Here is a 25,926-nt window from a genome sequence, read left to right as displayed (position 1 = left end):
GCTAGAGGCCCGTCATTGGTGGGTCTAAGTAGGACAACAATAATGTTAGGAGCATGTATGCGAACTCACTCTTTTCCACGTATGTTTTTACCGCGCTCATTAATCGCCGCCGCTATTGGCAGCGCGCTGATGCTGTCTCCGCTAACCGCCTCTGCCTTTGAAGGCGAGCTGTTTTCGCTTAAAAACAGGTGGGAGCATACCGTGACTGAGATGCCCGCCAACGAGCGCGAGAGCACGTTAAAGGCATTGGCAGGTGAAGCGGAGCAGTTGGCCGAGCAGTACAGCGATGAAGCTGATGTACTTGTCTGGCAGGGAATAGTTCTGGCTTCTTATGCCCGTGAGCGCGGTGGTTTAGGCGCATTAGGAATCGCAGGTGATGCGCGTGACGCGTTAGAAAAGGCGATTGAAATAGATCCTCAGGGGTTGAATGGTTCCGCCTACGTCACGCTAGGTGCGCTTTACGATCGCGCTCCAGGGCGGCCACTCGGTTTTGGCAATAGTGATACCGCTGAACGCATGTTCCAGCGTGCCTTGGAGATCCGCCCAGACGGCATCGATGTGAACTACTACTACGCTGCCTTTTTGAAAGAAGAGGGCAATGAGCAGGCCGCTCGCGAGCACGCCCAGCGAGCGGTTAACGGCACCGCTCGAGACAACCGGCAAGTCTCCGATGAAGCGCTACGCCGTGATGCCGAAGCGCTGCTTAAGCAGCTGTAATCCACTCGCTGAATTGGCATTCCCGGTGGCAAGCATTGATAATAGATCGATTATCACCACCGGGAGTGCCTCATGGCGTCCAACTCCAAGCACGATGCTGTTCAGAATCCTAATTTTCAGCGCCCTCCTTTTAAAAACACGGCTCTTAGCGTTCCCGACTTAAAGCGCGATGATGTTGAGCTGCTTAAGCGGGAGACGCTACACCAGGGGTTTTTCCGCCTGGAAGCCTTAGAGCTTCGTCACCGGCTGTTTGAAGGCGGTTGGAGCGAACCCATGCGTCGTGAAGTGCATAATCGCTTTGATGCAGTGGGTGTGCTGCTCTACGACCCTGAGCGCGACTCATTGGTGCTCATTGAGCAGTTTCGTGCCGGCGCCATTGATGATTCCGTTTCTCCCTGGAAGCTCGAGCTCGTGGCCGGTTTGGTCGAAAAAGACGAATCGCTGGAAGATGTGGCGCGTCGCGAGGCGTGGGAGGAGGCCGGTTGTAAAGTGGCCCAACTGACCAAACTTCACACGTATTATCCCAGCCCTGGCGCCTGTAGCGAGCAAGTGACACTATTTTGTGGTTTGGTAGATACCCAAGGATTAGGTGGGATTCATGGCCTAGATGAAGAGCATGAGGATATTCGTGTTCACGTCATGCCTTTCGCTAACGCTTGGGAGCTCTTAGAGAAAGGGCGACTCGACAACGCCATGTGTTTAATTGGTCTACATTGGCTGAATAGCCAGCGAGCCTCACTGCGTGCTGCCTCGCAGCGCGCTTTGACGCAAAGCGAAACCGACGAGGAGTGAACATGGCGAGAACGGCCTATGTCACCGATTTAAAATCGCTCCAAGGGGAGTGCAGCGCCAACTATTTACGTTTGGTGCGCCTGGTGGGCGATATGGAGGCCGGCCAGCGCCGCGATATTGCCTTGCGCGGTGATAAACAGCATTTCGGTGATCTGCATCTGTATATTCAAGAGCAGGCGCCTTACACCACCATGGTGAATGTTTCTCAGACCGGCCCACTAGATACCGTTTTGGAAGGGCCGCGTATGCGCGTACATCTTTATCACGATGTACGCATGGCGGAAGTGACCGACTTTCAGCGCGAGCGCCACTTTAGTGGCCGCTACCGCTACCCCAATGCCCGGATGCATCAGCCGGATGAGAAGCTTCAACTCAACCGCTTCTTGGGCGAGTGGCTGGCTCATGGCCTTGCTCACGGTCACACGGTCGACGTGCCGGAGATGCCCTAATGCGTGTGGTGCAAATTACCGACGCCCATCTCTATGCGGATATCGAAGCGCGTTCCCGGGCGGGCATACCCTGGCGGCAGTTTCAGCAGGTGTTGAATGCCGTTGTCGCCGAAAAGCCCGATATCGTGCTGTTTACTGGTGATATTAGCCAGGATGAATCGGCCGCTTCCTACGCCTTGGCGGTGCAGGCGCTGGAGCAGTTGCCTTGCCCCTGGTACTGGCTGCCGGGTAATCACGATCAGCCCGAGTTCATGGCGGCCGAGCGGCCGATGGTTGAACAAGTGGACTTGGATTCGTGGCGCATCCTGTTGCTCAATACCCAGGTGGAGGGCAAACCCCACGGTGAACTGGGAAGCGAGCGGCTAGCTAAGCTCGCTGAACAGTTAGAGAACGATGACCGGCCCACGCTGATAGCCATGCACCACCCACCGGTGGACGTCGGCGCGGTGTGGATGGATGCCATTGGCCTACAAGATCGCGACGCATTTTGGCAACTGCTAAGTAAACACCCGCACGTCAAGATCATCCTGTTTGGTCACGCGCACCAAGCCTACGCCGAGCATCATATTTTAGGCATAGGTGAGGCCACTATTGATGTTTATGGCTGCCCGGCGATGGCCGATCAGTTTCTGCCCGGTGCCGAGCAGTTTGCCATTGATGAAGCTTCCCGCCCTGGCTATCGGGTTATCGATTTGGCGTATAGCGATGCCCAGGGAAGCGAGTGGCAGAGCTGGATAGAGCGCATTGATTAGACGTTAATTGCTCTCTTATTTCTAGATAGGTTTTTTAGGAATAAAAAGATAGTTATTAATTCTTTTGGGTTATTACCGGCTCGGCGTTACCCTACTCACATTCGAACGTACATTTATCTATAACGTACGCTGATTTTAGCTTGTGTGACGAGCTTGTTCTTGTGAGGTAAGGGGCCATGACCCAATTGTCTACATTGTCGTCAAAAGAGCGGTCTTCAGAGACGCGTTCTTCATCTTCAGCGACGCAGGGGGAGGCTTTTAATGCCCCTGATGCCGCGCGCTTGACCCACCTCAAGCAATTAGAAGCCGAGTCTATCCATATCATCCGTGAAGTTGCCGCTGAGTTCGCCAACCCGGTGATGATGTACTCCATCGGTAAAGATTCGTCGGTAATGCTGCACTTGGCGCGCAAAGCTTTTTACCCCGGTACACCGCCATTCCCGCTGATGCACGTGGACACCACGTGGAAGTTTCGCGAAATGATCGAGTTCCGTAACCGCATGGCTGAAGAGGCGGGTATGGAACTGATCGTGCACACCAACGAAGAGGGGCGGGCAGCCAATATCAACCCGTTCGACCACGGCAGCGCCAAATACACCGATATCATGAAAACCCAGGCGCTCAAGCAGGCGCTGGATAAGTATGGGTTTGATGCGGCCTTTGGTGGCGCGCGTCGTGATGAAGAAGCCTCGCGTGCCAAAGAGCGCGTCTACTCGTTCCGCGATAAGTATCACCGTTGGGATCCCAAGAACCAGCGCCCTGAGCTTTGGAACGTATATAACGCTAAGGTCAATAAAGGTGAATCGATCCGCGTGTTCCCACTCTCTAACTGGACCGAGCTGGATATCTGGCAGTACATCTACTTAGAGTCGATTCCCATCGTGCCGCTCTACTACTCGGCCAAGCGGCCCATAGTCGAGCGCGACGGTATGCAAGTTATGGTCGATGACGACCGTATGCCGTTAGCACCTGGCGAAGTGCCGGAAATGAAGTCGGTACGGTTTCGAACGCTTGGCTGCTACCCGCTAACCGGCGCGGTGGAATCCGAAGCCGCGACGCTTCCGGAAATTATTCAAGAGATGCTGCTGACCCGAACCAGCGAGCGCAGTGGCCGTGCCATTGACCGCGACCAGGTGGGTTCGATGGAGAAGAAAAAGCGCGAGGGCTATTTTTAAATGAGGAAAGTCTGATGTCTCACCAATCTAATTTAATCGCCGATAATATCGAGCAGTACCTGCACGAGCACGAAAACAAAGACCTGCTGCGTTTTATCACCTGCGGTAGCGTAGACGACGGCAAATCGACGCTGATTGGCCGTCTGCTTCACGACTCGAAAATGATTTTTGAAGATCAACTGGCGGCGATCACTCAGGCTTCTAAAACCAGTGGTACTACTGGTGATACCGTTGATCTGGCGCTGTTGGTGGATGGGCTGCAGTCAGAGCGTGAGCAGGGCATTACCATCGATGTGGCGTACCGCTTTTTCTCTACGGATAAGCGCAAGTTTATTATCGCCGATACGCCTGGGCATGAGCAGTACACCCGCAATATGGCCACGGGGGCATCAACCGCCAGCCTGGCGATTATCCTGATCGATGCCCGCTACGGTGTGCAGACCCAGACTCGCCGCCATAGCTTTATTGCCGACCTGCTAGGTATTCAGCACCTGGTGATTGCGGTCAATAAGATGGATCTAGTGGACTTCTCCGAGCAGCGCTTTAACGAGATAGTCGATGAGTACCGAGCCTTTGCCACCAATCTGCAAGCACCTGACATTCGCTTTGTACCGATGTCGGCCCTGAATGGCGACAACGTGGTCAATCGCAGCGAACAAACGCCCTGGTATTTTAGCGATGCTTACCAGGGGGAAACACTGATCGAGCTATTAGAGAGTGTCGAGATTACCCGCGACCAGAACCTCAGCGATCTGCGTTTACCGGTTCAGTACGTTAACCGCCCGAACCTTGATTTTCGCGGTTACTGCGGCACCTTAGCCGCGGGTGTATTACGTCCTGGTCAAGCCGTTAAGGCACTTCCATCGGGTAAAACGTCGCGGGTTGCACGGATTGTCACTTTTGATGGTGACCTTGCGGCCGCTTATCCAGGTCAGGCGATCACTGTGACTCTGGAAGATGAAATCGATATCTCCCGTGGCGACTGGCTGGTGGCAGCGGATAGCGAACTGCCGCTCTCCAACACCTTTAAAGCCGATATTGTTTGGATGCAGGAAGAGGCGTTAACGCCAGGTAAGCTCTACGATTTCAAACTGGCGACCCGCGATCTTTCCGGTCAGATCAGTGCGATTGATTACCAAATCGACGTCAATACTCTGGAGAAGCATGCCACTCACTCGCTGGGGCTAAATGCTATTGCCCGCTGCGACGTGGAACTGACAGCTGCTATTCCCGTGGATGATTACCGCACCAGCCCCGGTACCGGTAGCTTTATCATCATTGATCGGCTGACCAACGTGACCGTAGGCGCCGGTATGATCCGCGGTACCGCCAGCGCCCCAGGCAATGCTTCAAACGCCACCGATTGGGCCGACTTTGAGCGTGACTTGAATGCCCTAGTGCGTAAGCATTTCCCTCACTGGGAAGCGAAAGATATCAGCGGTTTATTCAGCCGCTAACCGGCATAAGCTCCGGTCATGAGCCTCCTCACATCCGTGCGAGGAGTTCTCCTTATGTCATTGCGAGGAGCGAAGCGACGCGGCAATCTTGCTTTTGTCATTGCGAGCGCAGCGCGGCAATCTCAAAGTTAGTGCCATCGCCGGTATGAGATTGCTTCGTCGCAAGCTACTCGCAATGGCGGTAGGTGATTAGATTTACTCAGCATTAGGGAAAAATAGCTGCTGACCATCTACCTCAAAATCCGCAATCGCTTGCTGGCCCTGTTCAGAAACCAGCCACTCGTGCCACTGGGCGGCGAGGTCGTGCTTCAAATGCGGGTGTCGCTCTGCCGAGAGCAATAGGCTGCCATACTGATTGAATAGCGCTTCATCGCCTTCAAACAGCAAGGTAAGGTCTTGTGGGTTGTCAAAGGCGACCCAGGTGGCGCGATCGGTAAACGTATAGGCGTCCATGCCCGCGGCGGTATTCAACGTAGGGCCCATGCCGCTGCCCAGCTCGCGGTACCACTCGCCCTGTGGCGTGACCCCAGCATCTTCCCATAAGCGCAATTCCGCGCGGTTCGTGCCGCTATCGTCCCCGCGTGAGGCGAAGGGGGACTCGCTCTCGGCAATGCGCTGCATGGCATCTGTAACGGTTTCGCTATCACTAATGCCTGCAGGGTCATCGCTCGGGCCAACAATCACGAAATCGTTGTACATTACATTCAAGCGTTCTGTGGCGTAGCCATCGGCCACAAACTTTTCTTCACCTGCGGTGTCGTGAACCAGCAGGCTATCCGCATCGCCACGGCGACCAATTTCAAATGCCTGGCCGGTGCCCACGGCGACCACGTGCACATCAATCCCGGTCTCTTCGCTGAATGCGGGGATGATGGCGTCAAACAGGCCAGAGTTTTCGGTAGAGGTCGTGGAGGCCAGGGTAATGTAGTCATCGGCCGCCATCAGCGTAGCGCTGAAGGTCAGCCCTAGGGTGCCAGCGGTGATAAGTGCGGTAGTTTTGTTCATTTTTGCTCCTTGATCGCTTTTCATGAATCGTTTTACTTCAATCCTAGGGCTCACTCATATTGGAGCTACCAGACCAACTCGCCGCGAATAAACGCCCCCGCCTCAGGTGAGGTGGGGGCGGTAAAAAAGTCGCGGGCAGGGGTGTGTTCAAGTAGTTCGCCGTTGTGCAAAAACACCACGTCATTGGCTAAGCGATGTGCCTGGTGCAAGTCGTGAGTGGTCATAACGATACGTGTACCGCTGTGATGAAACTCCAGTACGGCATCTTCAACGGCCTTGATGGCGGCGGGGTCGAGCGCCGAGGTGGGTTCGTCTAAAAACAGAACTTGGGGATTGAGCAGCCAGGCCCGTGCCAACGCTAAACGCTGCTGCTCGCCACCGGAAAGCACCCGCGCAGGCCGTTTGGCTAGGTGTGCTAAGCCAAACTTCTCAAGGGCACTCATCGCCTGGGTTTTTCGAGGTAACGCTTTCAGTTCTGGTCGCGCCACTTTATTGATGGCTAGCACATAGGTCAGGTTATCCAGCGCTGAGCGGCGTAACAGCACAGGGCGTTGGAAAACCATGGCTTGCGCAGGCTGAACCCCTTGCCAGCGAACCGAACCGCTGGAGGGCGTTAGTAGGCCGTGAGCTAGACGCATTAATAGGCTTTTGCCCGCACCGTTCGGCCCCATTATTAGCGTTCGCTGGCAGCCTGCAAGGCGCATCGATGTGGGACTAAGCAGGGTATGGCCGCGATGGATAAAGCTCACGCTGTCGAGCTCAAGGGTGGCGACGGGGGGCGTATGATGTGCGTTCATCCCAGCCGCCTTTTCGCCGTTTCGCCGATTATGTGGGCAATCGCGTTAATCATGGTGACCAGGGCGAGCAGAATGATCCCTAAGCCAAGGGCCATAGGCAGGTTGCCCTTGCTGGTTTCCAACACAATGCTGGTGGTCATCACGCGGGTGACGCCGTCGATGTTCCCGCCCACAATCATCACTGCGCCCACTTCGGCGCTGGCGCGGCCAAAGCCTGCCAGGATCACCGTTAACAGCCCAAAGCGTGCGTCCCATAGCAGGGTGGGGATCATGCGTAGGCGCGTTAGCCCCAGTGAGTTCAACTGCTCGGCATACTCTCCGTGAAGCGCTTCAACCTGCTGGCGGGTGAGGGCGGCAATAATGGGTAGTACCAGAATCACTTGGGCTATCACCATCGCTGTTGGCGTAAACAGCAGCCCCCATTCACCCAGTGGGCCTGCGCGCGAAAGCAGTAGGTAGACACAAAGCCCTGCCACGACTGGCGGTAAGCCCATCAAGGCATTGAGGGCGATAATCACGACGTTACGTCCAGGAAAGCGCCATAGCGCCAGAGCAGCGCCTAAGGGCAGGGCTATCAGGCTGGCAATCAATACCGCCATCAGCGATACCTGCAGCGAGAGCATCACGATGGAGATTAGCGCGCTATCCATACTCAGGATCAGGGTGAGAGCAGTACTAAAAGCATTATCACTGGTGAGCATTGAGCGTCGGTTTCACTTTTGTATGAAGAGCTGTTGTAGGAAAACTGTTATCTGAGAATTGGCATGATGTATCGAAAAATGACTTAATGCACTGCGTCCTGAAATTTATGCAGTCATATGCAGTTAAAATACAAAAGAGGTTTGCATTTTACCCAGCGAGGCTACCTTGCGATGTCTGAACCACATACTTACCTGACCACCGCAGAAGTCGCTGACTATTTGCGTTTAAAAGAGCGCAAGGTGTATGACTTGGTGCGCCAAGGCCAGATTCCCTGTAGTCGGGTAACGGGAAAGTTGCTGTTTCCCCGCCAACAGATCGATTTATGGGTGCTGAACCATTTAGAAGGCGATCAGGCGCAGCGTTTATCAGTGCCGCTAGTAGCAGCCGGTAGCCAGGATCCACTGTTGGAGTGGGCTATTCGGGAAAGCGGCTCTGATTTGGCGATGCTCTGCCAAGGCAGTGGCGACGGCGTGCGGCGGTTGCTTGACGGCAAGGCGATGTTGGCGGGCATTCATCTGCTGGATGCTTCTACTCAGCGCTATAACGAACCCAGCGCGCTCGGCTTAAGCGGCATGCGTGATCTGTTGATAGTGCATTGGGCAAAGCGCCGCCAAGGGCTGCTTTTACCCGCTGGCAACCCGATGAGCATCTCTGGGCTAAATGATTTAAAACGGCCCGGGATCCGCGTGGCGCATCGCCAGCCTGACGCTGGAGCAGCACGGTTGCTGCACTGTTTGCTACAACAAGCAGGCATTGAAAGCTCGGCGATCAACTGGGCGCCCCATGCCTCCTTAAGTGAAGATGATTTGGCGCTTAGCATTGGGCAGGGTGAGGCAGATGTTGGGCTGGGGGTTGAAGCCGCCGCCCATCGCCAGCACCTTGGCTTCGTTACACTTTGCGATGAGCCGTTTGATTTAATTATGCAGCGGCGCAGTTATTTCGAACCTTCAATACAGCGCCTGTTGGCGTTTGCTCATCAAGCGCGTTTTGCCGAGAGGGCAACACAGTTAGGAGGTTATGATATTGCTGAACTAGGAAGGATTGTGCATAACGCCTAGCGCGCTATTCGCTAACCTGCGGCGTCAGTAGGAGAGCTTGACCCTGATTCAATATACGCCACACTAGTGGGGCGTTACTAACGCAAATCATCACGAAAAGGAGAGCATGATGAAACAAGCACTAAACGGTAAGCGTGTTGCTATTTTAGCCGCAGCTGGTTTTGAAGAGTCTGAGCTGAGCGTACCGCGCGCCGCCTTACAGAAAGAGGGTGTTGAGGTTCATGTGGTCACCCCCGACGGTAAAGGAGTCCGCGCTTGGGCGGAAACCGACTGGGGCGACACCTATGAAGCCGATAAAGCCCTTGCTGATGCCAGTGAGTCTGACTACCACGCCTTGGTACTGCCGGGTGGTTTATTCAACCCCGATGAACTGCGCATCAACGACGATGCGTTGAGTTTCGTAAGAGGGTTTTTCCAGGCAGGTAAGCCTGTTGCTGCTATTTGCCATGCGCCGTGGATTTTAATTAATGCGGGCGTGGTTGAAGGCCGCCGCATGACCTCGGTACACAGCGTCGCGCAAGATTTACGCAATGCCGGCGTTGAGTGGGTCGATGAGCCAGTTGTTGTGGACAGCGGTCTTGTGACCAGCCGTACGCCGAAGGACTTGGATGCCTTTAACGCCAAGTTACTCGAAGAGCTGCAGGAAGGGCGTCACTCCGGTCAACACGCTTGATGAGCGTATTGCGTCAGTGGACAAGCTTTATCAAAAGGCTTGTCCACGTTATTGCCAAACCTATCAAAGGAGACAGTAGCCGCGGCGGAATGGTGGTTCATCCTTACCGCGGCTATGGTTCCCAACGTGAAGTTTTTGTCATGGGCCGGGTGTTTCGCCAAGCCGCACTAGGTCGAGCCATTCCTCGCCATGGCATGCTACGCGATACTGCGGACGTGGCACGGCGCGTTTTACGCCGGGGGCTGGCCGATGCGCAGGTAGAAATTCACATCGGCGAAAATAAGCTCTGCGTCGGCACGGATCGAGATGGCTATTTCGACGTCCACTTACCGATTAGTCACACCCTGCCCATTGATGTCTCCTGGCACCGCGCCGATATTTTAGTGCATTGCTCGGGGCAGGCGCCGGTACGTACTCACGTAGAAGTTTATGTACCTCCGTCAGAGGCGGATTTGCTGATCATCAGTGATATTGATGACACCGTTATGTTTACCGGGGTGGCGGAAAAGCTCAAAATGCTTTATCGCTTATTTGTTAAAAAACCTCATCGCCGCACCGCTTTCCCCGGTGTTGCGCCGCTTTATCAAGCTTTACATCGTGGCGTTAGTGAGCGTGCCGAGCGGCCCATTTTGTATGTATCCCGTGGCCCTTGGGCGATATACGAAATGCTCGAAACCTTTTTTCAGATCAATCGCATCCCCGTTGGGCCGATTATCTTTTTACGCGAATGGGGCATCTCTTTGCGCAAGCCTTGGCCGCGCCGTGCAGAAGAGCATAAGCGCGAACTGATCGACCGTATGTTGACGCTTTATAATGATATGCCGTGTATTCTCATTGGCGATAGCGGTCAACACGATCCAGAAGTGTATACCGAGATAGTGAAAGCCTACCCAGATCGGATTAAAGCGATTTATATTCGTCAAGTGGATAAAAACCCCAAGCGCGAGCAGGCGATCCAGCGGTTGCGGGATGAGTTGGCCGGCACCCAGTGTGATTTAGTGCTCGCCGCGGATAGCGTGCTGATTGCCGAACACGCCCACGCCCAGGGCGATATCTCTGCCCACGGCTTAGCAGCAGTACAGCGCGAAGTTGAGGAGCACCGCAACGATCCCGCATAACGCTGTTGCCAAGTCAGTCCCCATGGTAAAAGTACGCTACGAAGAAGTGTGTTTAACGACGGTTATTTGTAGATAGGAGCTGCCATGGTTGTTGTGCTGATCATTTTTGCGCTGGCAGTATTTGTGCTCCCCAATGTTTGGGCTAAGTGGGTGCTTAAACGCCATACCCGCGGTCGTGACGATTACCCGGGGACGGGTGCAGAGCTTGCCGATCACTTGCTGCGCCGACTGGGGATTGAGGGCGCAAGCGTTGAGCGCACTGAGTTCGGTGACCATTATGACCCTGAAACCTGCTGCGTACGTCTTTCTCCGGATAACTACGATGGGCGTTCGCTAACGGCCGTCACGGTGGCTGCCCATGAAGTAGGGCACGCCATTCAGCATCACCAGGGTTACGCGCCGCTACTGGCGCGTAGCCGCTTAGTCGGCGTTGCCCAAAAAGCTGAGAAACTCGGCGCTGTACTGATGATGGCTGCACCTTTTCTGTTTTTATTGACGCGTCTGCCGGGTGGTTTAGCCATTGTAATTGCCATGGCGGTGATCAGCTTTGGCACCGCGGCGCTGGTGCATTTTGTGACCCTGCCAGTTGAGTTTGATGCCAGCTTTAACCGGGCGCTGCCGCTCTTGAAAGAGTACGTCCCGCCTTACGATATGCCCGGTGCCCGGCACGTACTCACCGCCTGCGCGTTTACCTACGTGGCCGCCTCGCTGGCCAGTGTTATGAACCTGGGGCGCTGGCTGGTGATTTTGCGGCGGTGAGCGTGTATTGAAGCTGTGTTTTCAGTGCCACTAAGTGTCTATGCATAATTTTTCGTGCATTAAAGGTTATAAAAAAATCAGTAGCTTACTAGATATTTATACCTGATTTACTTTTTCATAGGCACTTAGTTAATACCTATTGTCTGTCTTTATTGCTTTGTGGCGCGCAGTAGAATATAGGGTTTTGTGTCCTGTAGAGTGCGGAATTCATTCGTATGAACTGGCAACTGCGAATTGTCAAATGGTAGATTACGTTCTGTGGTTAGTGAAAGCCCCGCTGCGGCGAATGTATTTCGATATGTGGATAAACCCCATTGTTTGTCGACAATCTCTAATGGTTGCTGCCTTCCCGGTATCGTGAGGTAGACTGGGCGATTATCTCCGTCTTGATAGGAAATACCATGCTCTCCATTGCGGTAGGTCGGATAATCGACTCCGGTGGTTTGAGGATGAGTGTCGAGGATGTAATAGGAGCCGCCAGGTTTAAGTACGCGCATTACTTCCGTAGTGATGCGTACTAGTTCACGTCTTTCGGGAATGTTAATAAACAGAAAACAACTAATGACAGCTTCAAAACTGTTATCAGGAAATGGCAAATTTGGACCATGGATTTGCTCAAAGCGAAGACGGTTAGTGCCTGCGGATATTGCTTTTTCAATCATTGTTGGAGAGATGTCAACACCGGTGACATAGTCGAATCCGTCGTCTCTTAATCTTCTGGACACTTTGCCGCTGCCACAGCCGTAGTCCAATACACTAATTCCCTTGCCATAAGAGCAGGTTAACTCCGCGATGAGTGGTTGATAGCCAAAAGCATTCTCCACCCAATCATCATAAGCGTCAAAAAGCTCGGCGATATTTTGTTCAGTCCAATTAGTATTCATAAAAATAAATCCCCTAATATTTGCTCATGTATGAATGCTTGTACTATCCCCAGCGATTAATAAGAAACGGTTGATAGTAGGGGTTAATTATCTCTAACGCCTTTTGAGGCAGCGCATTCCCTATCTTGATTTGGCGATAGATCCAGAACAACATCAGCACATCTCGCCAATACGTCGTTAGGTTAAGATTAGCCATATCATTAAACGTCAACAAGCCGCTACGGATCTCTGACTCATATTCCAATAGTTTGCGTATGGTAGTCGGGGAGGTGCCAATTGGCATTAAAGGTACTGTGCCTGGCTGGGGTATAGTTTCATTACTATTCAAAAGTTCAAGCGCACGCTCATGTGTGCTTTCATAGACGTGAATAGAACCAACTTGATGTGTGTAGTGACCGATTTTGCAGCCTATGCGGGCAGCAATATACTCTTGCAAGAAAGTAAAAGAGAAAATATCGTTCAGCATGCCAACGTAGGCATCATTTGCACGCATATAGCTGACCATGTTCAACTTTTCTTCGCGGAGTAGCAACTGAAGACCCAAGGTACATGAAACGTCGATATTGCGTCGATAAAGATCTTCTTCCGCACTAAATATTTGAAGGACAGCGCGCTTACTGTCGGGATCGTCATTTTTAAGGATATCAATCACTCGTTCGATTTGATCGAGCGTGTCTGCACCAAAGTTTTTAAGACGAGCTCCGTAACCAGTACCAGGTAAGCTTATACCATCTGGGCTGTAGCGTTGCATTGAAGGGGCGTACCAGGAAATAAATGCTAAGTCGTTTTTACCTGATAAATACCATAACGCTTCTGCATAATTAAAAACAATATTTTGTTTGCGTATTTTGCTTAGACAAAAACGATCAGGAGGATTGTCGAGTCGGATATTGAAGCCAATGAGTTCTCGCTCTTTATTTCCTCTAGGTGAGTTAACATATTCATATTCAAAGCAGATTTTATGCAGTGTATCTCTGTAGAGGCTGGTGAAATTCGTATAATGTTTGTGCATCATTATATTCATCTCTTTCGGTGGACAAAGAGGCGTATTTTGCTGATACGAATGATGGCGAGTAGTTTAAAAAGCTGAATTGGAGCTGTGAATCGCGTTTGATTTTTCTTTGACGATCAAACTGTGCAAATTAAAGGCTTTCACGACAGTATCTGCGACGTGATCAGCTAAGGCTTCATTGAAGTTGAGTTTTCCGTTTATAACTTTCGCCCAGCGGCAGTCCGCAGCATCATCACCAGGCCGTAGCTCGCCATCAACGTAGTGACATAAAAGGGCAACCAAGGCGAAGTGGTGGTGACTTCCCTCTGGGTCATATCCGATTACTTCTACTACATCAATTAACGGTCCTACCAATGCTGTGATACCGGTTTCCTCCATTAATTCGCGCTTTGCTGCACAATGTAGGCTTTCTCCCGGTTCCACTGATCCTCCGGGGAAGCCCCAAGTGCCCCGTTGAGGTTCTTTACTGCGTTGGACGAGGAGAACTTCATTATTACGCAGAGTTACGGCGATTGCTGCCAAGCGTGGCTTGGCAAGTACGGAGTTCAGGCGGTTTTTATCAGACGTGTTAAAAGGGGAGGTACTACTGAGCGTAGATGCGTTAGCGGGCGTTGAGTTACCTTGCGACACGATACACTCCTGCATTGAGATTCGGATAATACAGGCGTAGGTGTCAAAACAGATTCATATATGGTTTATGTCCGTTCCTACGCCGGTATCAGCCGGATCAGGTTCAAAGGGTTTGGATAACTCCATCTCAGCCTGAATAACAGGCACCCCTCGGAAAAGTTACTGTTACTATGAGTTTTAGTATAAGTCAATATTTGGGGGGGCAATTCAATGCGGCGGCTTGGCGGACGCCGGGGCGGTTTTGACACCTTCTTCGCACACTTGGCTAACGGCTAATTGGCCCGGCTTATTCGCCAAAATCACCGCCCGCCGCGGTGCAGGGTAGCCTTCAATGGTGCGGGTGCGGTCGTTGGGGTCGAGAAAATCAGCCAACGATTGGTAGGTCATCCACTCCGTCGAGCGCTGCTCGTCTAACGTGGTAACGGCTTCATCGACCACGCGCACGTTGGTAAAGCCGCAGCGCTCCAGCCAGTGGCAGAGAGCTTGAGAAGAGGGTAGGAAGTAGACGTTGGGCATGGCGGCGTAACGTTCGCCGGGCACAAATACGGTCTGCTCGTCGCCTTCGACTACCAATGTTTCCAGTACCAGCTCGCCGCCCGGCGCCAACGCGGCTTTTAGCTGCTGAAGATGTTCCAACGGGGCAGGGCGATGGTAGAGCACGCCCATGGAAAATACCGTATCGAAAAAGCCCAGATTCTCAGGCACATCTTCAATGCCCACGGGTAAAAACTGCGTTCTGCCGCCATCCGCATCACCCACAAAGTGGCGTACTGCCTGAAACTGCCAGTAGAAACGTGGCGAAGGGTCGATGATTAGCACAAAAGCAGCACCTGCCCCGGCCATCCGCCAAGCGTGGTAACCGCTGCCGCCACCCACATCGAGCACTTTGCGATATTTTAGCGGTGCCAGGTGTGGCGCCACTCTTTGCCACTTCCAGTCAGAGCGCCACTCGGTGTCGATATAAATGCCGCCTAGCTGAAAAGGGCCTTTACGCCACGGGGCAAGCTTTCTAAGCAGGTTAAAGCATTGGCGCTGCTGGCTATCGCTAAGATCAAGATCAACGCTGACGGTGTCGCTGTTTAAATCCACGCGCCGCTCAGCGGGCAGCGCCGGAAGCTTGGCCACGGCTTTTTCCCAGGCGGATAAATCGCCGTGGCGGTTACGGTCAAGCCCGTGAGCTAACTGCTCGGGTAGCTTCGCTAGCCAGGGCGTTAGCGAGGCATCCAGCGTGGCTTGATCTAAAAACGCCTGATAAATTGCGCGATGATCGTCGGGTAGTGGCGCCACCTTTAACCCTCCTTAAACGCAATCAGCGAGGCAAAGTTAAGGTACTGGAACCAGGTCATCGAACGTGGAAAACCTGCTTGTTTCAAACGACCATGAAGTGCATCGAGGGTATCCGGCACCAGTACGTTCTCAAGAGCGGTGCGCTTCTGGCTGATTTCCAGATCACTGTACCCATTGGCGCGCTTGAAATCGTGGTAGCGTTCTACCCGCCAGGCGTTGTCGCGCTCGTCGGCGTCGACGGTTTTCTCCGAGAGGATCAGCACGCCGCCGGGTTCCAGCGCTGCATAAAGCCGCGCCAGTAGTGCATCGCGGTCGGCGGCGGGTAGAAACTGTAGGGTAAAATTGAGAATGATCATGCCCGAAGACGCATACTCTAGGGTACGAATGTCGGCTTCTTCGACCTGCATAGCGTACGCTGGGCACTCGTCAGCAAAGGTTTGCCGAGCCTGGGCGACCATGGCGGGCGATAGGTCAACGCCCGTATAGCGAAAGGCGTCAGGCGCCAGCGCCCCTGCCAGCGCAAGGCCGGAAGCGCCCAGCGAACAGCCTAGATCATAGACATGGGCGCCATGGCGCAGGTGGCGCTGGGCAATTAAGCTCAACATGCCAAGAATTTGCCCGTAGCCGGGTACCGATCGGCGGATCATGTCAGGAAAGCAGGCGACCACCTTTTCGTCGAAAGAGAACCGCGCGACTCGGTCAAGGGGTGTCGAAAAGATAGCGTCACGGTAAGATGCATCACTCATGGGCAAGCCGGGATCATGGAAAAGGCGTGCTAGTTTACGCGCCCTTAATTGACTAGAACAGGCCTGTCTAGCACAGACTCACATAGAACAGCCCTGTTTAAGGTTATTAACCTGTTTAATGAACCCCGCTGCAAGGATCGACGCCACTGGAGAAGCTAAATGGCCTCAGCATCAAGCGCTACACCCGATACGTTACCGGCATGGCAGACGTTAAAGCATCACGCTGAAACGCTGCAGCATGTCCACTTGAAAACGCTGTTTGGCACCGAGCCTTCCCGCTGGGAAAGCTTTACTCGCCAGGTGGCGGGCTTGACGCTAGATCTTTCCAAGCAGCGCTGGGATGATGATACCCTCGAACATCTGTTTACGCTGGCTAGTGAAGCGGGCGTACCCTCTGCTATTGAAGCGCTGTTGAGCGGTAAGCGAGTGAACGTCAGCGAAAACCGCCCGGCGTTACATACGGCTCTGCGTTTACCCGCTGATGCGACGCTGGAGGTTGAGGGTGAGGATATTGTCGCTGCCGTACACGAAAGCCTTGCTCAAATGGAGCGCTTGGTCAGTCGGCTGCACGCAGGGCAGTGGCGTGGTGCCACCGGCAAGCCGATTCGGCATGTGGTTAACCTGGGCGTAGGCGGTTCAGATCTGGGCCCGTTAATGGTTACCCATGCGTTGGCAGATTTTCGGCCCAAAGATATTCATCCGGTTGAGGTGCATTTTGCCTCCACCATGGATGGCTCCCAGCTAGCGGACTATCTGAGCCGGTTGAATCCTGAAACTACTATCTTTGTGTTGTCATCCAAGTCGTTCACCACCATTGATACACTTTCCAACGCTAACACCGCACGGGAGTGGTTACTTAGCCGCTTGACCCAGCATGGTGCGACGCCGATTAGCGCTGAGTTGGTGGTGCGTCAGCACTTTATTGGTGTGTCGGCGAGCCCTGAGAAAATGACCGAGTGGGGCATTGCGGAGGATCACCAGTTAACCTTTTGGGAGTGGGTCGGCGGGCGCTACTCGCTGTGGGGCACCATTGGCTTGCCGATTGCGCTGGTGGTGGGGATGGCGAATTTCCGCGAGTTTTTAGCCGGTGCGCACGCCATGGATCGCCATTTTGCTGAGGCAGAAATGGCGGAGAACCTGCCCGTGCTGCTGGCGTTAGCGGGCATCTGGAATGTCAATTTCCTGGATATCCGCGCGCACTCCATTCTGCCCTACGATGGGCGCTTGGAGTATTTCGCCGCCTATCTTGAACAGCTTGAGATGGAGTCCAACGGCAAGTCGGTTACCCGTCAAGGCCAGCCGATTAACTACTCCACCTGCCCTGTGCTCTGGGGGCAGTTGGGCCCCAACGCCCAGCACGCGTTTTATCAGCTATTACATCAGGGAACTCAACCAGTGGTGTGCGATTTTATCGCGCCGCTCAAGCGGTACGATGAGGTGGAAGACCCGGATACCCGCCGCCATCTTAAAACCCAGCATCGCTTGGCACTGGCCAACTGTTTTGCGCAGTCCCGCGTATTAATGCTTGGTGATGACGCTTTGGAGGACGACGGCCCACGGCCAGAGCATAAGCGTTATCGTGGTAACCAGCCCTCGACGACGGTGCTGCTTGACCAGCTCACCCCAGCGACCCTTGGTTCGCTTATCGCGCTTTACGAGCACAAAGTCTTTGTTCAGGCGGTGATTTGGGATATCAACCCGTTCGATCAGTGGGGCGTTGAGCTAGGCAAACAGATTGCCACGGATACTCAAAAGATTATCGACCATGAGGGAGATCTATCGCGGATGGATGCTTCTAGTAAGGGATTGATTGAAGCATTTTGGGCGGCTGAGCAGGAGTGAATTAAGCAGATAGCGAGCTGGGGCTAACCCGGCGACAGGTCTACGAGGAGGCGCTGTAAACCCATCCATGGGCGCTACATTTGCCATCCATGGCAAATGACCTCCTCTGCGACCTATCCCCGGCGCCCCTGGTAACAAGCATGAAGCATGGCTAGATATACAGCTTTTTGCTTTTCCGCTATCCTGTGCCTCTTTGCCAGCCGCCAATCACTCGTTTCAGCAATCAATATGGCTGCCAGTACGATTTTTCAGGGAACCGACGTTACATGACTCAGTTTGATGCCTCTCAGTACGGCGCGAGTTCCATCGAAGTCCTGTCGGGCCTCGAGCCGGTACGTAAGCGTCCCGGTATGTATACCGACACCACACGCCCCAACCACCTTGCTCAGGAAGTGATTGATAACAGCGTCGATGAAGCGCTAGCGGGCCACGCCACCATGATTAACGTCGTGCTGCATAGCGACGGCGGGATTGAGGTGCAGGATAATGGCCGTGGTATGCCCATCGACCTACACCCTGAACACGGTGTTTCGGGCGTTGAACTGATATTTACCAAATTGCACTCGGGTGGCAAATTCTCCTCCACTAGCTACCGCTTCTCCGGCGGCCTACACGGGGTAGGTGTCTCGGTGGTTAATGCGCTATCGCGCCGGTTGGATGTCGAAGTTACCCGGGATGGGGCACGCCATGCCATGGCCTTCGAGTTCGGTGAGAAAGTCGAAGAGCTGCATGAAATTGGTAAAGCCCCCAAGCGGGCAAGTGGCACTTTGGTGCGTTTCTGGCCGGATGAGAGCTACTTCGATAGCCCCAAGTTAGCGCTAACCCGGTTGAAACACCTGCTGCGTGCCAAAGCGGTGCTGTGTCCCGGCTTGAAAGTCACGCTGGTAGAACCTGACGGCACTTCCACAGAGTGGGAGTTCGCCGATGGTTTGCGCGACTACTTAGTTGAAGCCACCGATGGTTATGAAGTACTGCCCAAGGAGCCTTTTGTAGGCCACTTCAATGACGACGAGCACGGTGTCGATTGGGCGATTCAATGGCTACCAGAAGGCGGCGAAGCGCTGCTGGAGAGCTACGTTAACCTTATTCCCACCCCTCAGGGCGGTACCCATGTAAACGGCTTTCGTTCCGGGCTGCTGGACGCGCTGCGGGAATTCTGCGAATACCGCAACTTGTTGCCCCGCGGCATCAAACTCACCGCTGATGACCTTTGGGAGCGCACCTCCTTTGTGCTCTCAGTGAAGATGCTCGACCCGCAGTTTGCCGGGCAAACCAAAGAGCGGCTGTCATCGCGCACGATTGCCGGTTTTGTTTCCGGCGTGGTTAAAGATGCTTTCTCGCTATGGCTGAACCACCATGTGGATCAAGCCGAAGCGATTGCCGAGCTGGTCATCAGCGCGGCGCAAAATCGCCAGAAAAAAGCCAAAAAAGTCGCCCGTAAAAAGGTCACGTCCGGCCCGGCCTTGCCCGGTAAGCTAGCGGACTGCTCCGGCCAAGACCCTGCCCAGAGTGAGCTGTTTTTGGTCGAAGGGGACTCCGCTGGCGGCAGTGCCAAGCAGGCGCGTAACCGCGAGACCCAGGCGATACTGCCCCTGCGCGGTAAGATCCTGAATACCTGGGAAGTGGAAACCCACGATATCTACGGTTCCCAGGAGGTGCACGATATCGCCGTCGCCATTGGCGCTGACCCCGGCAGCGCTGATCTGGAAAAGCTGCGCTATCACAAGATCTGTATTCTCGCCGATGCCGACTCCGATGGCTTGCACATTGCCACGCTACTGTGCGCGCTGTTTGTACGCCATTTTCCGAGCCTGGTAGACGCAGGCCATGTGTATGTCGCCATGCCACCTCTTTACCGTATCGATCTGGGTAAAGAAGTGCACTACGCCCTGGATGAGAGCGAAAAAGCCGCCATTCTCAAGCAACTGGCCAATAAGCGTGGCACACCTAATGTGCAGCGCTTTAAAGGTCTGGGTGAGATGAGCCCGCTACAGCTACGTGAAACCACCATGTCGACGGAAACCCGTCGCCTTGTGCAACTGACGTTGACCGTCGGCGACGGCACCATGGAAATGATGGATATGCTGCTGGCCAAGAAGCGTGCCGGTGATCGCAAAAAATGGCTGGAAGATTACGGCAATCTTGCCGATATCGAAGTGTAGGTAAAAGCAGACAAGCGTTAACAAGCCGTTGTTACAGTAACGCGTACTTTAGCCGATAGTTGAATGTAGAGCTTACATACTAAAAAGACGTAATAAACGTACATTCATATATAAGGGGAAGGCTTTTGTTTAACACGATATCTCGACAGTTAACGCTGTCTGCAGTCGTACTTATGCTTCTGATGGCGGCCAGTATTTACGGCGTAATGGCGTGGCGAGGTCAGCCGCTGGTTATCGATGCGAGCCAGTCATTGATAGAGCGTACGGGGGGCTCGATTGTCAATGCGCTCAATGGTCAATTAGCCCGGGTCGAAGGCAATACATCGAGCTTGGCGGCTTTGGCCGAATCGCTGCCGCGTGAAGAAGCCATTTACCTTGAGGCCTTGCCAAATGTCGTTGATGACAACGGCAATGCCACGGTGGCGGGCGGCGGTATTTGGCCTGAACCCGGCGCATTTTCCTCGGGTGTCGAGCGCTTTAGCTTTTTTTGGGCACGCAATGCCCAGGGCGAGCTGGAATTTTTGGATGACTATAACGCAAGCGATATTGCCGCCTATCATGATGAGGCATGGTACAGCAGTGCCCGTGATGCGACCCCCGGGCAGTGTGTTTGGTCTGCTGCTTATCGCGATCCGGCGACCGGCGTCGCGATGGTGACCTGTAGTGTGCCTTATTACCTCGATAATGACTTTGCCGGTGTGGCCACCATTGATATGCAGTTAAACGGTGTTGCTGAGTTTCTCGCCGAAAATGGTGGTGGAACGGGCGGCTATGCCTTTGTACTGGATAAAGATCACAACGTGATTGACCTACCGGGCGTTGAGCAGGCGTCGGATGAAATGCGCGGCCTGGGCGATTTAGTGGGGGATATGCCTTGGCTTCAGCCCGTTGTAGAGGCCGTTGAGGCTGGCCGTGATGAGGCCAATGTAGAAAGTGCGGGCGTATTGGACGAGCCTGCGGCAGTGCGTTTGTTTGATATGCCAGACACTGGCTGGACACTCGGCTTGGTAACGCCTAGCGAACAGGTAACAGCCTTGGCGCGCACCTTAACGCGTGATTTATTGATGTTTATTTTACCGCTGTTGGCGCTGCTGCTCGCGCTAGGCTGGTGGGGTGGGCGTATCTTGTTACGTCAGATTCGCAGCACTACTGGGCAGATTGATCAACTGGGCCAGGGCGGTTCCAGTCGTGAACTGACCATTTATCGCGATGATGAAATCGGCGAGCTACGCGGTGCTGTGAATCGCTACGCGGAGAAGTTGCAGCGCCTGTTTGGTGATGTGCGTGGCGTAGCGGATGCCATTGCCAGTGAATCGACGGAAATTGCCGCGGGCAATACCGAGCTTTCTAGCCGCACTGAGCAGCAAGCGGCTTCTCTGCAAGAGACTTCTTCTACGATGGAAGAGATGGCCGCTACGGTGAAGCGCAATGCTGATAACGCTCAAGAGGCGGATCAGCGAGCGAAAGAGTCAGCAGAAAAAGTGAAACAGGGTGGAGAGCAGGTATCACGGCTGGCGCAATCCATGGAGGCTATCAACGCAAGCTCTACTGAGGTCTCTTCGATAGTCGATGTGATTGAAAACATTGCCTTCCAAACCAATATTTTAGCGTTAAATGCCTCTGTAGAGGCGGCGCGAGCCGGTGAACATGGGCGTGGCTTTGCCGTAGTGGCCAGCGAAGTACGTGAGCTGGCGTCGCGTAGCGCTGCTTCTGCCAGAAACATTAATGGGCTGATTAAAACCACCTCAGAGCAGATTGCCACCGGTAGTGGCTATGCTCAAGCAGCTGAATCCGCCATGAAAGATATCGTGGTGGCGATTGAAGAGGTTACTGCACGTATTAGCGAAATCAGCCAAGCGTCTGGCGAGCAGACCAACGGTATTGATGAAATCAACCGGGCGGTCACGCAAATGGATACGGTGACGCAGCAAAATACCGGGTTGGTTAGCGAAGCGGCGAGTGCTGCCAATGAGCTGTCATTACAGGCTCAGCGCTTAAAAGGGCTGTTAGACGAGTTTCACGGTAGTTCTCAAGAAGCGTCATCTACGGCAGCGCTATCCAATGCATCAAACGAAAGGTATCAATTAACATAGCGAGCCATGTTAAGTGGCCGCGTGTCCGCTTATCAGCCGCCCCAACAGGGGCGGTTTTGTTGTCAAGGTAGGATATGATCGACATGGATATTCAAGTAGCGGAAGGAGACGTCGAGCGTCTCTCCCTGCGCGACTACACCGAAAAAGCGTACCTCGACTACTCGATGTACGTCATTCTCGACCGCGCCTTGCCCAATATTGGCGACGGCATGAAACCCGTGCAGCGGCGGATAATTTACGCCATGCGCGAGCTGGCGCTGCACGCCAACGCCAAGTACAAAAAGTCGGCGCGTACCGTCGGTGACGTGCTGGGTAAATTCCACCCCCATGGGGATAGCGCCTGCTACGAAGCCATGGTGTTGATGGCGCAACCATTTAGCTACCGCTACCCGCTGGTAGACGGCCAAGGCAACTGGGGTAGCCCCGATGACCCCAAATCCTTCGCCGCCATGCGCTACACCGAAGCCAAGCTTTCCAAGTTCGCCGAAGTGCTGCTGGGCGAGCTAGGCCAAGGCACCGTCGATTGGGCGCCCAACTTTGACGGCACCATGCAAGAGCCGCTGGTACTGCCGGCCAAGTTACCCCATGTGCTGCTCAATGGTGGCACAGGGATTGCGGTTGGCATGGCCACCGATATTCCTCCCCATAATGTCTCGGAAGTGGTCGAAGCAACCTGTCATCTACTACGTAACCCCAAGGCGACCACCGCTGATTTAATGGAATTCGTGCCCGCGCCGGATTTCCCCACCGATGCAGAAATTATTACCCCACCCGCGGATCTTCGGAAGCTCTACGAATCCGGGCGTGGCTCGGTCAAGCTGCGTGCCCGCTACATCCGCGAAGAAGCCAATATTGTTATCACCGCCGTACCCTATCAGGTCAGCGGTGCCAAAGTATTGGAGCAGATTGCCGCGCAAATGCAGGCCAAAAAGCTGCCCATGGTGGCTGACCTGCGCGATGAGTCGACCCACGAAGAGCCGACTCGCCTGGTCATCGAACCACGCTCCAACCGCATTGATGTAGAGTCGTTGATGGCGCACCTATTCGCCACCACCGACCTGGAAAAGAACGTGCGGGTGAACATGAACGTGATCGGCCTGGACGGCCGCCCACGGGTGATGCCGCTGCCCGAAATGCTGGGTGAGTGGCTGCAGTTCCGGCGCAGCACGGTGCGTCGTCGTTTAGAGCACCGCTTAGGCAAAGTCGAAGACCGGCTGCATATCCTGGAAGGCTTGCTAATTGCCTACCTTGATCTGGACGAAGTGATCCGCATTATTCGCGAGGAGGACGACCCTAAAGCCTCGCTGATAGCAACGTTTAGTCTCTCTGAGCGCCAAGCCGAAGCCATTTTAGAGTTACGCCTGCGTCACCTTGCCAAGCTCGAAGAAATGAAAATTCGCGGCGAGCAGGATGAGCTGGAAAAAGAGCGCAAATATCTAGAGGGGCTGCTGGGCAGCGAAGCCCAGCTCACTACGCTGATTGAAAAAGAGATCCGCGCAGCAGGTAAAGAGCATGGCGATGAGCGTCGCTCACCGCTGGTCGAGCGCGAAGAGTCCAAGGCGCTTTCAGAAGTGGAGCTGCTGGGCGCTGACCCGATTACCGTGGTGCTCTCCGATAAAGGCTGGATTCGGGCGGCCAAGGGGCACGATATCGACCCCGAGGGGCTCTCCTATAAAGCCGGGGATAGCTTCCAACTGGCGGCGAAAGGTAAAACCAATCAGCCGCTGGTGCTGCTGGATGACACCGGTCGTGCCTATACGCTGTCTGCTCACAATCTTCCCAGTGCGCGGGGGCAGGGGGAGCCGGTCACCGGTCGCGCGAACGTTGCCGCTGGGGCGAAAATGGCGGGACTGATGTTCGCACCGCCGGAGCGGCGCTTCGTGCTCGCCACTGACGGCGGTTATGGCTTTGTGGCACGGCTCGATACGCTCACCGGTAAAAACAAAGCCGGTAAAGCGGTGCTCAGCCTGCCCAAAGGCTGCAATGTGATGGCGCCGGTTGAAGTGCCAGAGGGCGACGAGCTGTGGGTTGCCTCGGTTTCAAACGAAGGCCGGCTACTGCTGTTTCCCTTGGATCAACTACCGGAAATGTCCAAGGGCAAAGGCAATAAGATGCTCGATATCCCTGGCCCACGCGCTGCCCGCCGGGAGGAGTTTGTTACCGGCATTGTGGTTCTCGCTGCCAGTGATGCGCTGATGATTCATGCTGGTAAGCGCAAGCTAACCCTAAAAGCCGACGATTTAGCTTATTATCGTGGCGAGCGTGGCCGCCGCGGTAGCAAGTTGCCCCGTGGCTTCCAGAAAGTCGACCGTTTAGAGGCAGGAGAGTAAATAATGGCAGGAGCTAAGTGATGGCAGGCGGTGACTTGATCCTAACCGTTTTAGCGGCACGTTTAAACGCAGATATTCAATCCCAGGTAGATGCACTGATCGTGCAGTTTGGCCTACAAGAAAAGAGCACCCAGCGCCTTGCCGACGCCTCGTTACAGCAGAATAAGTGCATCGACTGTATTGAGTACCGTCTGGTAGGTGACGTGGATATTGAAGCTGTCCGCAATGCGGCATTGGTACTGAGCGAAACCCTGAGTGTCGATATTGTTGTCCAAGCGAATACTCGCGATCACGTTCAGCCCCGTTTGGTGTGTTTCGATATGGACTCCACGCTGATCAAAGCTGAAGTGATTGACGAACTGGCCCGCCGCCATGGTGTGGGTGATGAAGTCGCAGAAGTCACCGAGCGTGCCATGCGCGGCGAGTTGGATTTCAAAGCGAGCTTTCGTGAGCGGATGAGTAAACTTGAAGGTTTGGATGAGTCCGTGCTGGCGGAGATCGCTGAGGAATTGCCGCTAATGGAAGGCGTAGAGCGCTTAATGGTTAACCTGAAGCACTTAGGTTTTCGCACCGCCATCCTCTCCGGCGGCTTCACCTACTTTGCTCGCCACTTACAGGAGAAGCTGGGCTTTGACGAGATCCATGCCAATGAACTGATCATCGAAAATGGCAAGGTAACCGGCGAAGTAAGTGAACCGATCGTCGATGCCGAGCGCAAAGCCGAACTATTAGAGTCCATTGCTCAGCGTGAAGGTTTTACCCTGGGTCAAACGATTGCGGTAGGGGATGGCGCCAATGATCTGAAAATGCTTGCCAAAGCGGGCATGGGGATTGCGTTTCGGGCCAAGCCCCTGGTGCGTGCCCAGGCGCGCCAGGCGATTTCAACCTCGGGCCTTGATGGCGTGCTCTATCTACTGGGCTATCACCAGCAGGATTTAACCCCGTAAATTCTGCTTTGGCACAGTCGCGCAAAGTGTCATTGCGAGGAGCTTGCGACGCGGCAATCTCAACCTGCGCAGGCGCAGTTCAACCCAAGATTGCCGCGCTTCGCTCGCAATGACAAAAGCGAGGTTGCTTAGCTTTCAGCCATGGCCTTTATCCGGGTGGGGTACCGGTTTATCGCCGACTTCTTCCGGGCGCAGCTCTACTGGCTTACCCTGGGTTTTATCAGCGTGCTTTAAACGCAGGTGCAAGCCGGACTTGGCCAGCAAGTGGGCGCTAACGGGGGCGGTAATGAACAGGAAGAGCGTAATCAACATTTCCTGAATATCGGGTTTGCCATCCACGCTCCAGAAATACATCATCGAAGCGATCAGCATACAGCCGATACCCAGAGTGGTGGCCTTAGTCGGGCCATGCAGGCGCATATAAAAGTCACGCAAGTGGGCCATCCCTAGCGAACCAATAAACACAAAGATGCCGCCAGCAACCAGCAGCAGCGAAATAACCGCCTCTATTACTCCTGACATAACGCCCCCTGGCATGA

24 protein-coding genes and 1 riboswitch are annotated in these 25,926 nt (G+C 54.1%); of the genes, 15 read left to right on the top strand and 9 right to left on the bottom strand.

Annotated elements, in window-relative coordinates; genetic code table 11:
• The first annotated feature begins 57 nt into the window (after positions 1-57).
• The 6 genes from HZS52_RS19815 to cysN all read left to right on the top strand — a co-directional run bounded on the left by HZS52_RS19815 (position 58) and on the right by cysN (position 5,342).
• Positions 58-717 (top strand): tetratricopeptide repeat protein, encoded by a 660-nt coding sequence (locus HZS52_RS19815; protein ID WP_027959025.1) that lies wholly within the window; start codon positions 58-60, stop codon positions 715-717.
• A gap of 72 nt (positions 718-789) precedes the next feature.
• On the top strand, positions 790-1,509 hold the full coding sequence (locus HZS52_RS19810) for an NUDIX domain-containing protein (RefSeq protein WP_009287721.1): 720 nt from the start codon (positions 790-792) through the stop codon (positions 1,507-1,509).
• A gap of 2 nt (positions 1,510-1,511) precedes the next feature.
• Positions 1,512-1,958, top strand: a complete 447-nt coding sequence (locus tag HZS52_RS19805; protein ID WP_022524019.1) for a DUF1249 domain-containing protein — start codon at positions 1,512-1,514, stop codon at positions 1,956-1,958.
• Positions 1,958-2,710 (top strand): phosphodiesterase, encoded by a 753-nt coding sequence (locus tag HZS52_RS19800; protein WP_190373444.1) that lies wholly within the window; start codon positions 1,958-1,960, stop codon positions 2,708-2,710. The genes HZS52_RS19805 and HZS52_RS19800 overlap by 1 nt, the downstream gene beginning before the upstream one ends.
• 176 nt (positions 2,711-2,886) lie before the next feature.
• Positions 2,887-3,885 (top strand): sulfate adenylyltransferase subunit CysD, encoded by a 999-nt coding sequence (gene cysD, locus HZS52_RS19795; RefSeq protein WP_009287723.1) that lies wholly within the window; start codon positions 2,887-2,889, stop codon positions 3,883-3,885.
• Between the two features lie 14 nt (positions 3,886-3,899).
• Positions 3,900-5,342, top strand: coding sequence for a sulfate adenylyltransferase subunit CysN (gene cysN / locus HZS52_RS19790; protein ID WP_009287724.1), 1,443 nt, complete (start codon positions 3,900-3,902; stop codon positions 5,340-5,342).
• 195 nt (positions 5,343-5,537) lie between these two features.
• Here the strand turns inward: cysN and HZS52_RS19785 are convergent, their stop codons facing one another.
• The 3 genes from HZS52_RS19785 to HZS52_RS19775 form a co-directional block, all read right to left on the bottom strand.
• On the bottom strand, positions 5,538-6,347 hold the full coding sequence (locus tag HZS52_RS19785) for an ABC transporter substrate-binding protein (RefSeq protein WP_027959028.1): 810 nt from the start codon (positions 6,345-6,347) through the stop codon (positions 5,538-5,540).
• A gap of 65 nt (positions 6,348-6,412) precedes the next feature.
• Positions 6,413-7,144: an ATP-binding cassette domain-containing protein gene (locus HZS52_RS19780; RefSeq protein WP_039859750.1), complete on the bottom strand. Its 732-nt coding sequence runs from the start codon at positions 7,142-7,144 to the stop codon at positions 6,413-6,415.
• On the bottom strand, positions 7,141-7,845 hold the full coding sequence (locus HZS52_RS19775; protein WP_190373443.1) for an ABC transporter permease: 705 nt from the start codon (positions 7,843-7,845) through the stop codon (positions 7,141-7,143). Before HZS52_RS19775 ends, HZS52_RS19780 begins: the two co-directional genes overlap by 4 nt.
• Before the next feature lie 171 nt (positions 7,846-8,016).
• Between HZS52_RS19775 and HZS52_RS19770 the strand changes: the two genes are divergently transcribed.
• From HZS52_RS19770 to HZS52_RS19755, 4 genes are all read left to right on the top strand, one after another.
• The gene (locus HZS52_RS19770; protein WP_027959030.1) at positions 8,017-8,904 is read left to right on the top strand and encodes a helix-turn-helix transcriptional regulator; all 888 of its coding nucleotides are present in this window, start codon (positions 8,017-8,019) and stop codon (positions 8,902-8,904) included.
• A 109-nt stretch (positions 8,905-9,013) separates the two neighbouring features.
• On the top strand, positions 9,014-9,577 hold the full coding sequence (locus tag HZS52_RS19765; protein ID WP_027959031.1) for a type 1 glutamine amidotransferase domain-containing protein: 564 nt from the start codon (positions 9,014-9,016) through the stop codon (positions 9,575-9,577).
• Positions 9,577-10,695, top strand: a complete 1,119-nt coding sequence (locus HZS52_RS19760; RefSeq protein ID WP_190373442.1) for an App1 family protein — start codon at positions 9,577-9,579, stop codon at positions 10,693-10,695. The genes HZS52_RS19765 and HZS52_RS19760 overlap by 1 nt, the downstream gene beginning before the upstream one ends.
• A gap of 84 nt (positions 10,696-10,779) precedes the next feature.
• Positions 10,780-11,454, top strand: coding sequence for a zinc metallopeptidase (locus tag HZS52_RS19755; RefSeq protein WP_190373441.1), 675 nt, complete (start codon positions 10,780-10,782; stop codon positions 11,452-11,454).
• Positions 11,455-11,603: 149 nt separating this feature from the next.
• On the opposite strand, the gene HZS52_RS19750 is transcribed toward HZS52_RS19755, so the two are convergent.
• The 5 genes from HZS52_RS19750 to cmoA all read right to left on the bottom strand — a co-directional run bounded on the left by HZS52_RS19750 (position 11,604) and on the right by cmoA (position 16,013).
• Positions 11,604-12,338 carry a class I SAM-dependent methyltransferase gene (locus HZS52_RS19750; RefSeq protein ID WP_041158013.1) on the bottom strand — a complete coding sequence of 245 codons (735 nt, stop codon included), beginning with the start codon at positions 12,336-12,338 and terminating at the stop codon, positions 11,604-11,606.
• 43 nt (positions 12,339-12,381) lie between these two features.
• Positions 12,382-13,353: a thymidylate synthase gene (locus HZS52_RS19745; RefSeq protein ID WP_022524008.1), complete on the bottom strand. Its 972-nt coding sequence runs from the start codon at positions 13,351-13,353 to the stop codon at positions 12,382-12,384.
• Positions 13,354-13,416: 63 nt separating this feature from the next.
• Complete coding sequence (locus HZS52_RS19740) at positions 13,417-13,980, bottom strand: NUDIX hydrolase (protein ID WP_022524007.1); 564 nt, start codon at positions 13,978-13,980, stop codon at positions 13,417-13,419.
• Positions 13,981-14,037: 57 nt separating this feature from the next.
• A riboswitch (TPP riboswitch) is annotated at positions 14,038-14,141 on the bottom strand.
• 46 nt (positions 14,142-14,187) lie between these two features.
• Complete coding sequence (gene cmoB / locus HZS52_RS19735; protein ID WP_223827971.1) at positions 14,188-15,267, bottom strand: tRNA 5-methoxyuridine(34)/uridine 5-oxyacetic acid(34) synthase CmoB; 1,080 nt, start codon at positions 15,265-15,267, stop codon at positions 14,188-14,190.
• 2 nt (positions 15,268-15,269) lie between these two features.
• Positions 15,270-16,013, bottom strand: coding sequence for a carboxy-S-adenosyl-L-methionine synthase CmoA (gene cmoA / locus HZS52_RS19730; protein WP_022524005.1), 744 nt, complete (start codon positions 16,011-16,013; stop codon positions 15,270-15,272).
• Between the two features lie 159 nt (positions 16,014-16,172).
• On the opposite strand from cmoA, the gene pgi reads away from it, so the two are divergent.
• From pgi to serB, 5 genes are all read left to right on the top strand, one after another.
• Positions 16,173-17,855, top strand: coding sequence for a glucose-6-phosphate isomerase (pgi, locus tag HZS52_RS19725; RefSeq protein ID WP_190373440.1), 1,683 nt, complete (start codon positions 16,173-16,175; stop codon positions 17,853-17,855).
• A gap of 266 nt (positions 17,856-18,121) precedes the next feature.
• Positions 18,122-20,017 (top strand): DNA topoisomerase IV subunit B, encoded by a 1,896-nt coding sequence (gene parE / locus HZS52_RS19720; protein ID WP_009287735.1) that lies wholly within the window; start codon positions 18,122-18,124, stop codon positions 20,015-20,017.
• A 125-nt stretch (positions 20,018-20,142) separates the two neighbouring features.
• Positions 20,143-22,110: a methyl-accepting chemotaxis protein gene (locus tag HZS52_RS19715; RefSeq protein ID WP_223827970.1), complete on the top strand. Its 1,968-nt coding sequence runs from the start codon at positions 20,143-20,145 to the stop codon at positions 22,108-22,110.
• A gap of 74 nt (positions 22,111-22,184) precedes the next feature.
• Positions 22,185-24,440 carry a DNA topoisomerase IV subunit A gene (gene parC, locus HZS52_RS19710; RefSeq protein WP_223827969.1) on the top strand — a complete coding sequence of 752 codons (2,256 nt, stop codon included), beginning with the start codon at positions 22,185-22,187 and terminating at the stop codon, positions 24,438-24,440.
• Positions 24,441-24,460: 20 nt separating this feature from the next.
• A complete protein-coding gene (serB, locus tag HZS52_RS19705) occupies positions 24,461-25,387 on the top strand; it encodes a phosphoserine phosphatase SerB (RefSeq protein WP_190373439.1) in 927 nt (308 codons plus the stop codon).
• Between the two features lie 135 nt (positions 25,388-25,522).
• On the opposite strand, the gene HZS52_RS19700 is transcribed toward serB, so the two are convergent.
• Positions 25,523-25,909, bottom strand: coding sequence for a Na+/H+ antiporter subunit G (locus tag HZS52_RS19700; RefSeq protein ID WP_027959043.1), 387 nt, complete (start codon positions 25,907-25,909; stop codon positions 25,523-25,525).
• Between the last annotated feature and the right edge of the window lie 17 nt (positions 25,910-25,926).

Origin of the sequence: Vreelandella titanicae (assembly GCF_014697095.1) — a bacterium.
In the GTDB taxonomy this organism is placed as follows: domain Bacteria; phylum Pseudomonadota; class Gammaproteobacteria; order Pseudomonadales; family Halomonadaceae; genus Vreelandella; species Vreelandella titanicae.
The sequence above is the reverse complement of the archived record's forward strand: the minus strand, read 5'-3'. Positions and strand labels throughout refer to the sequence as shown.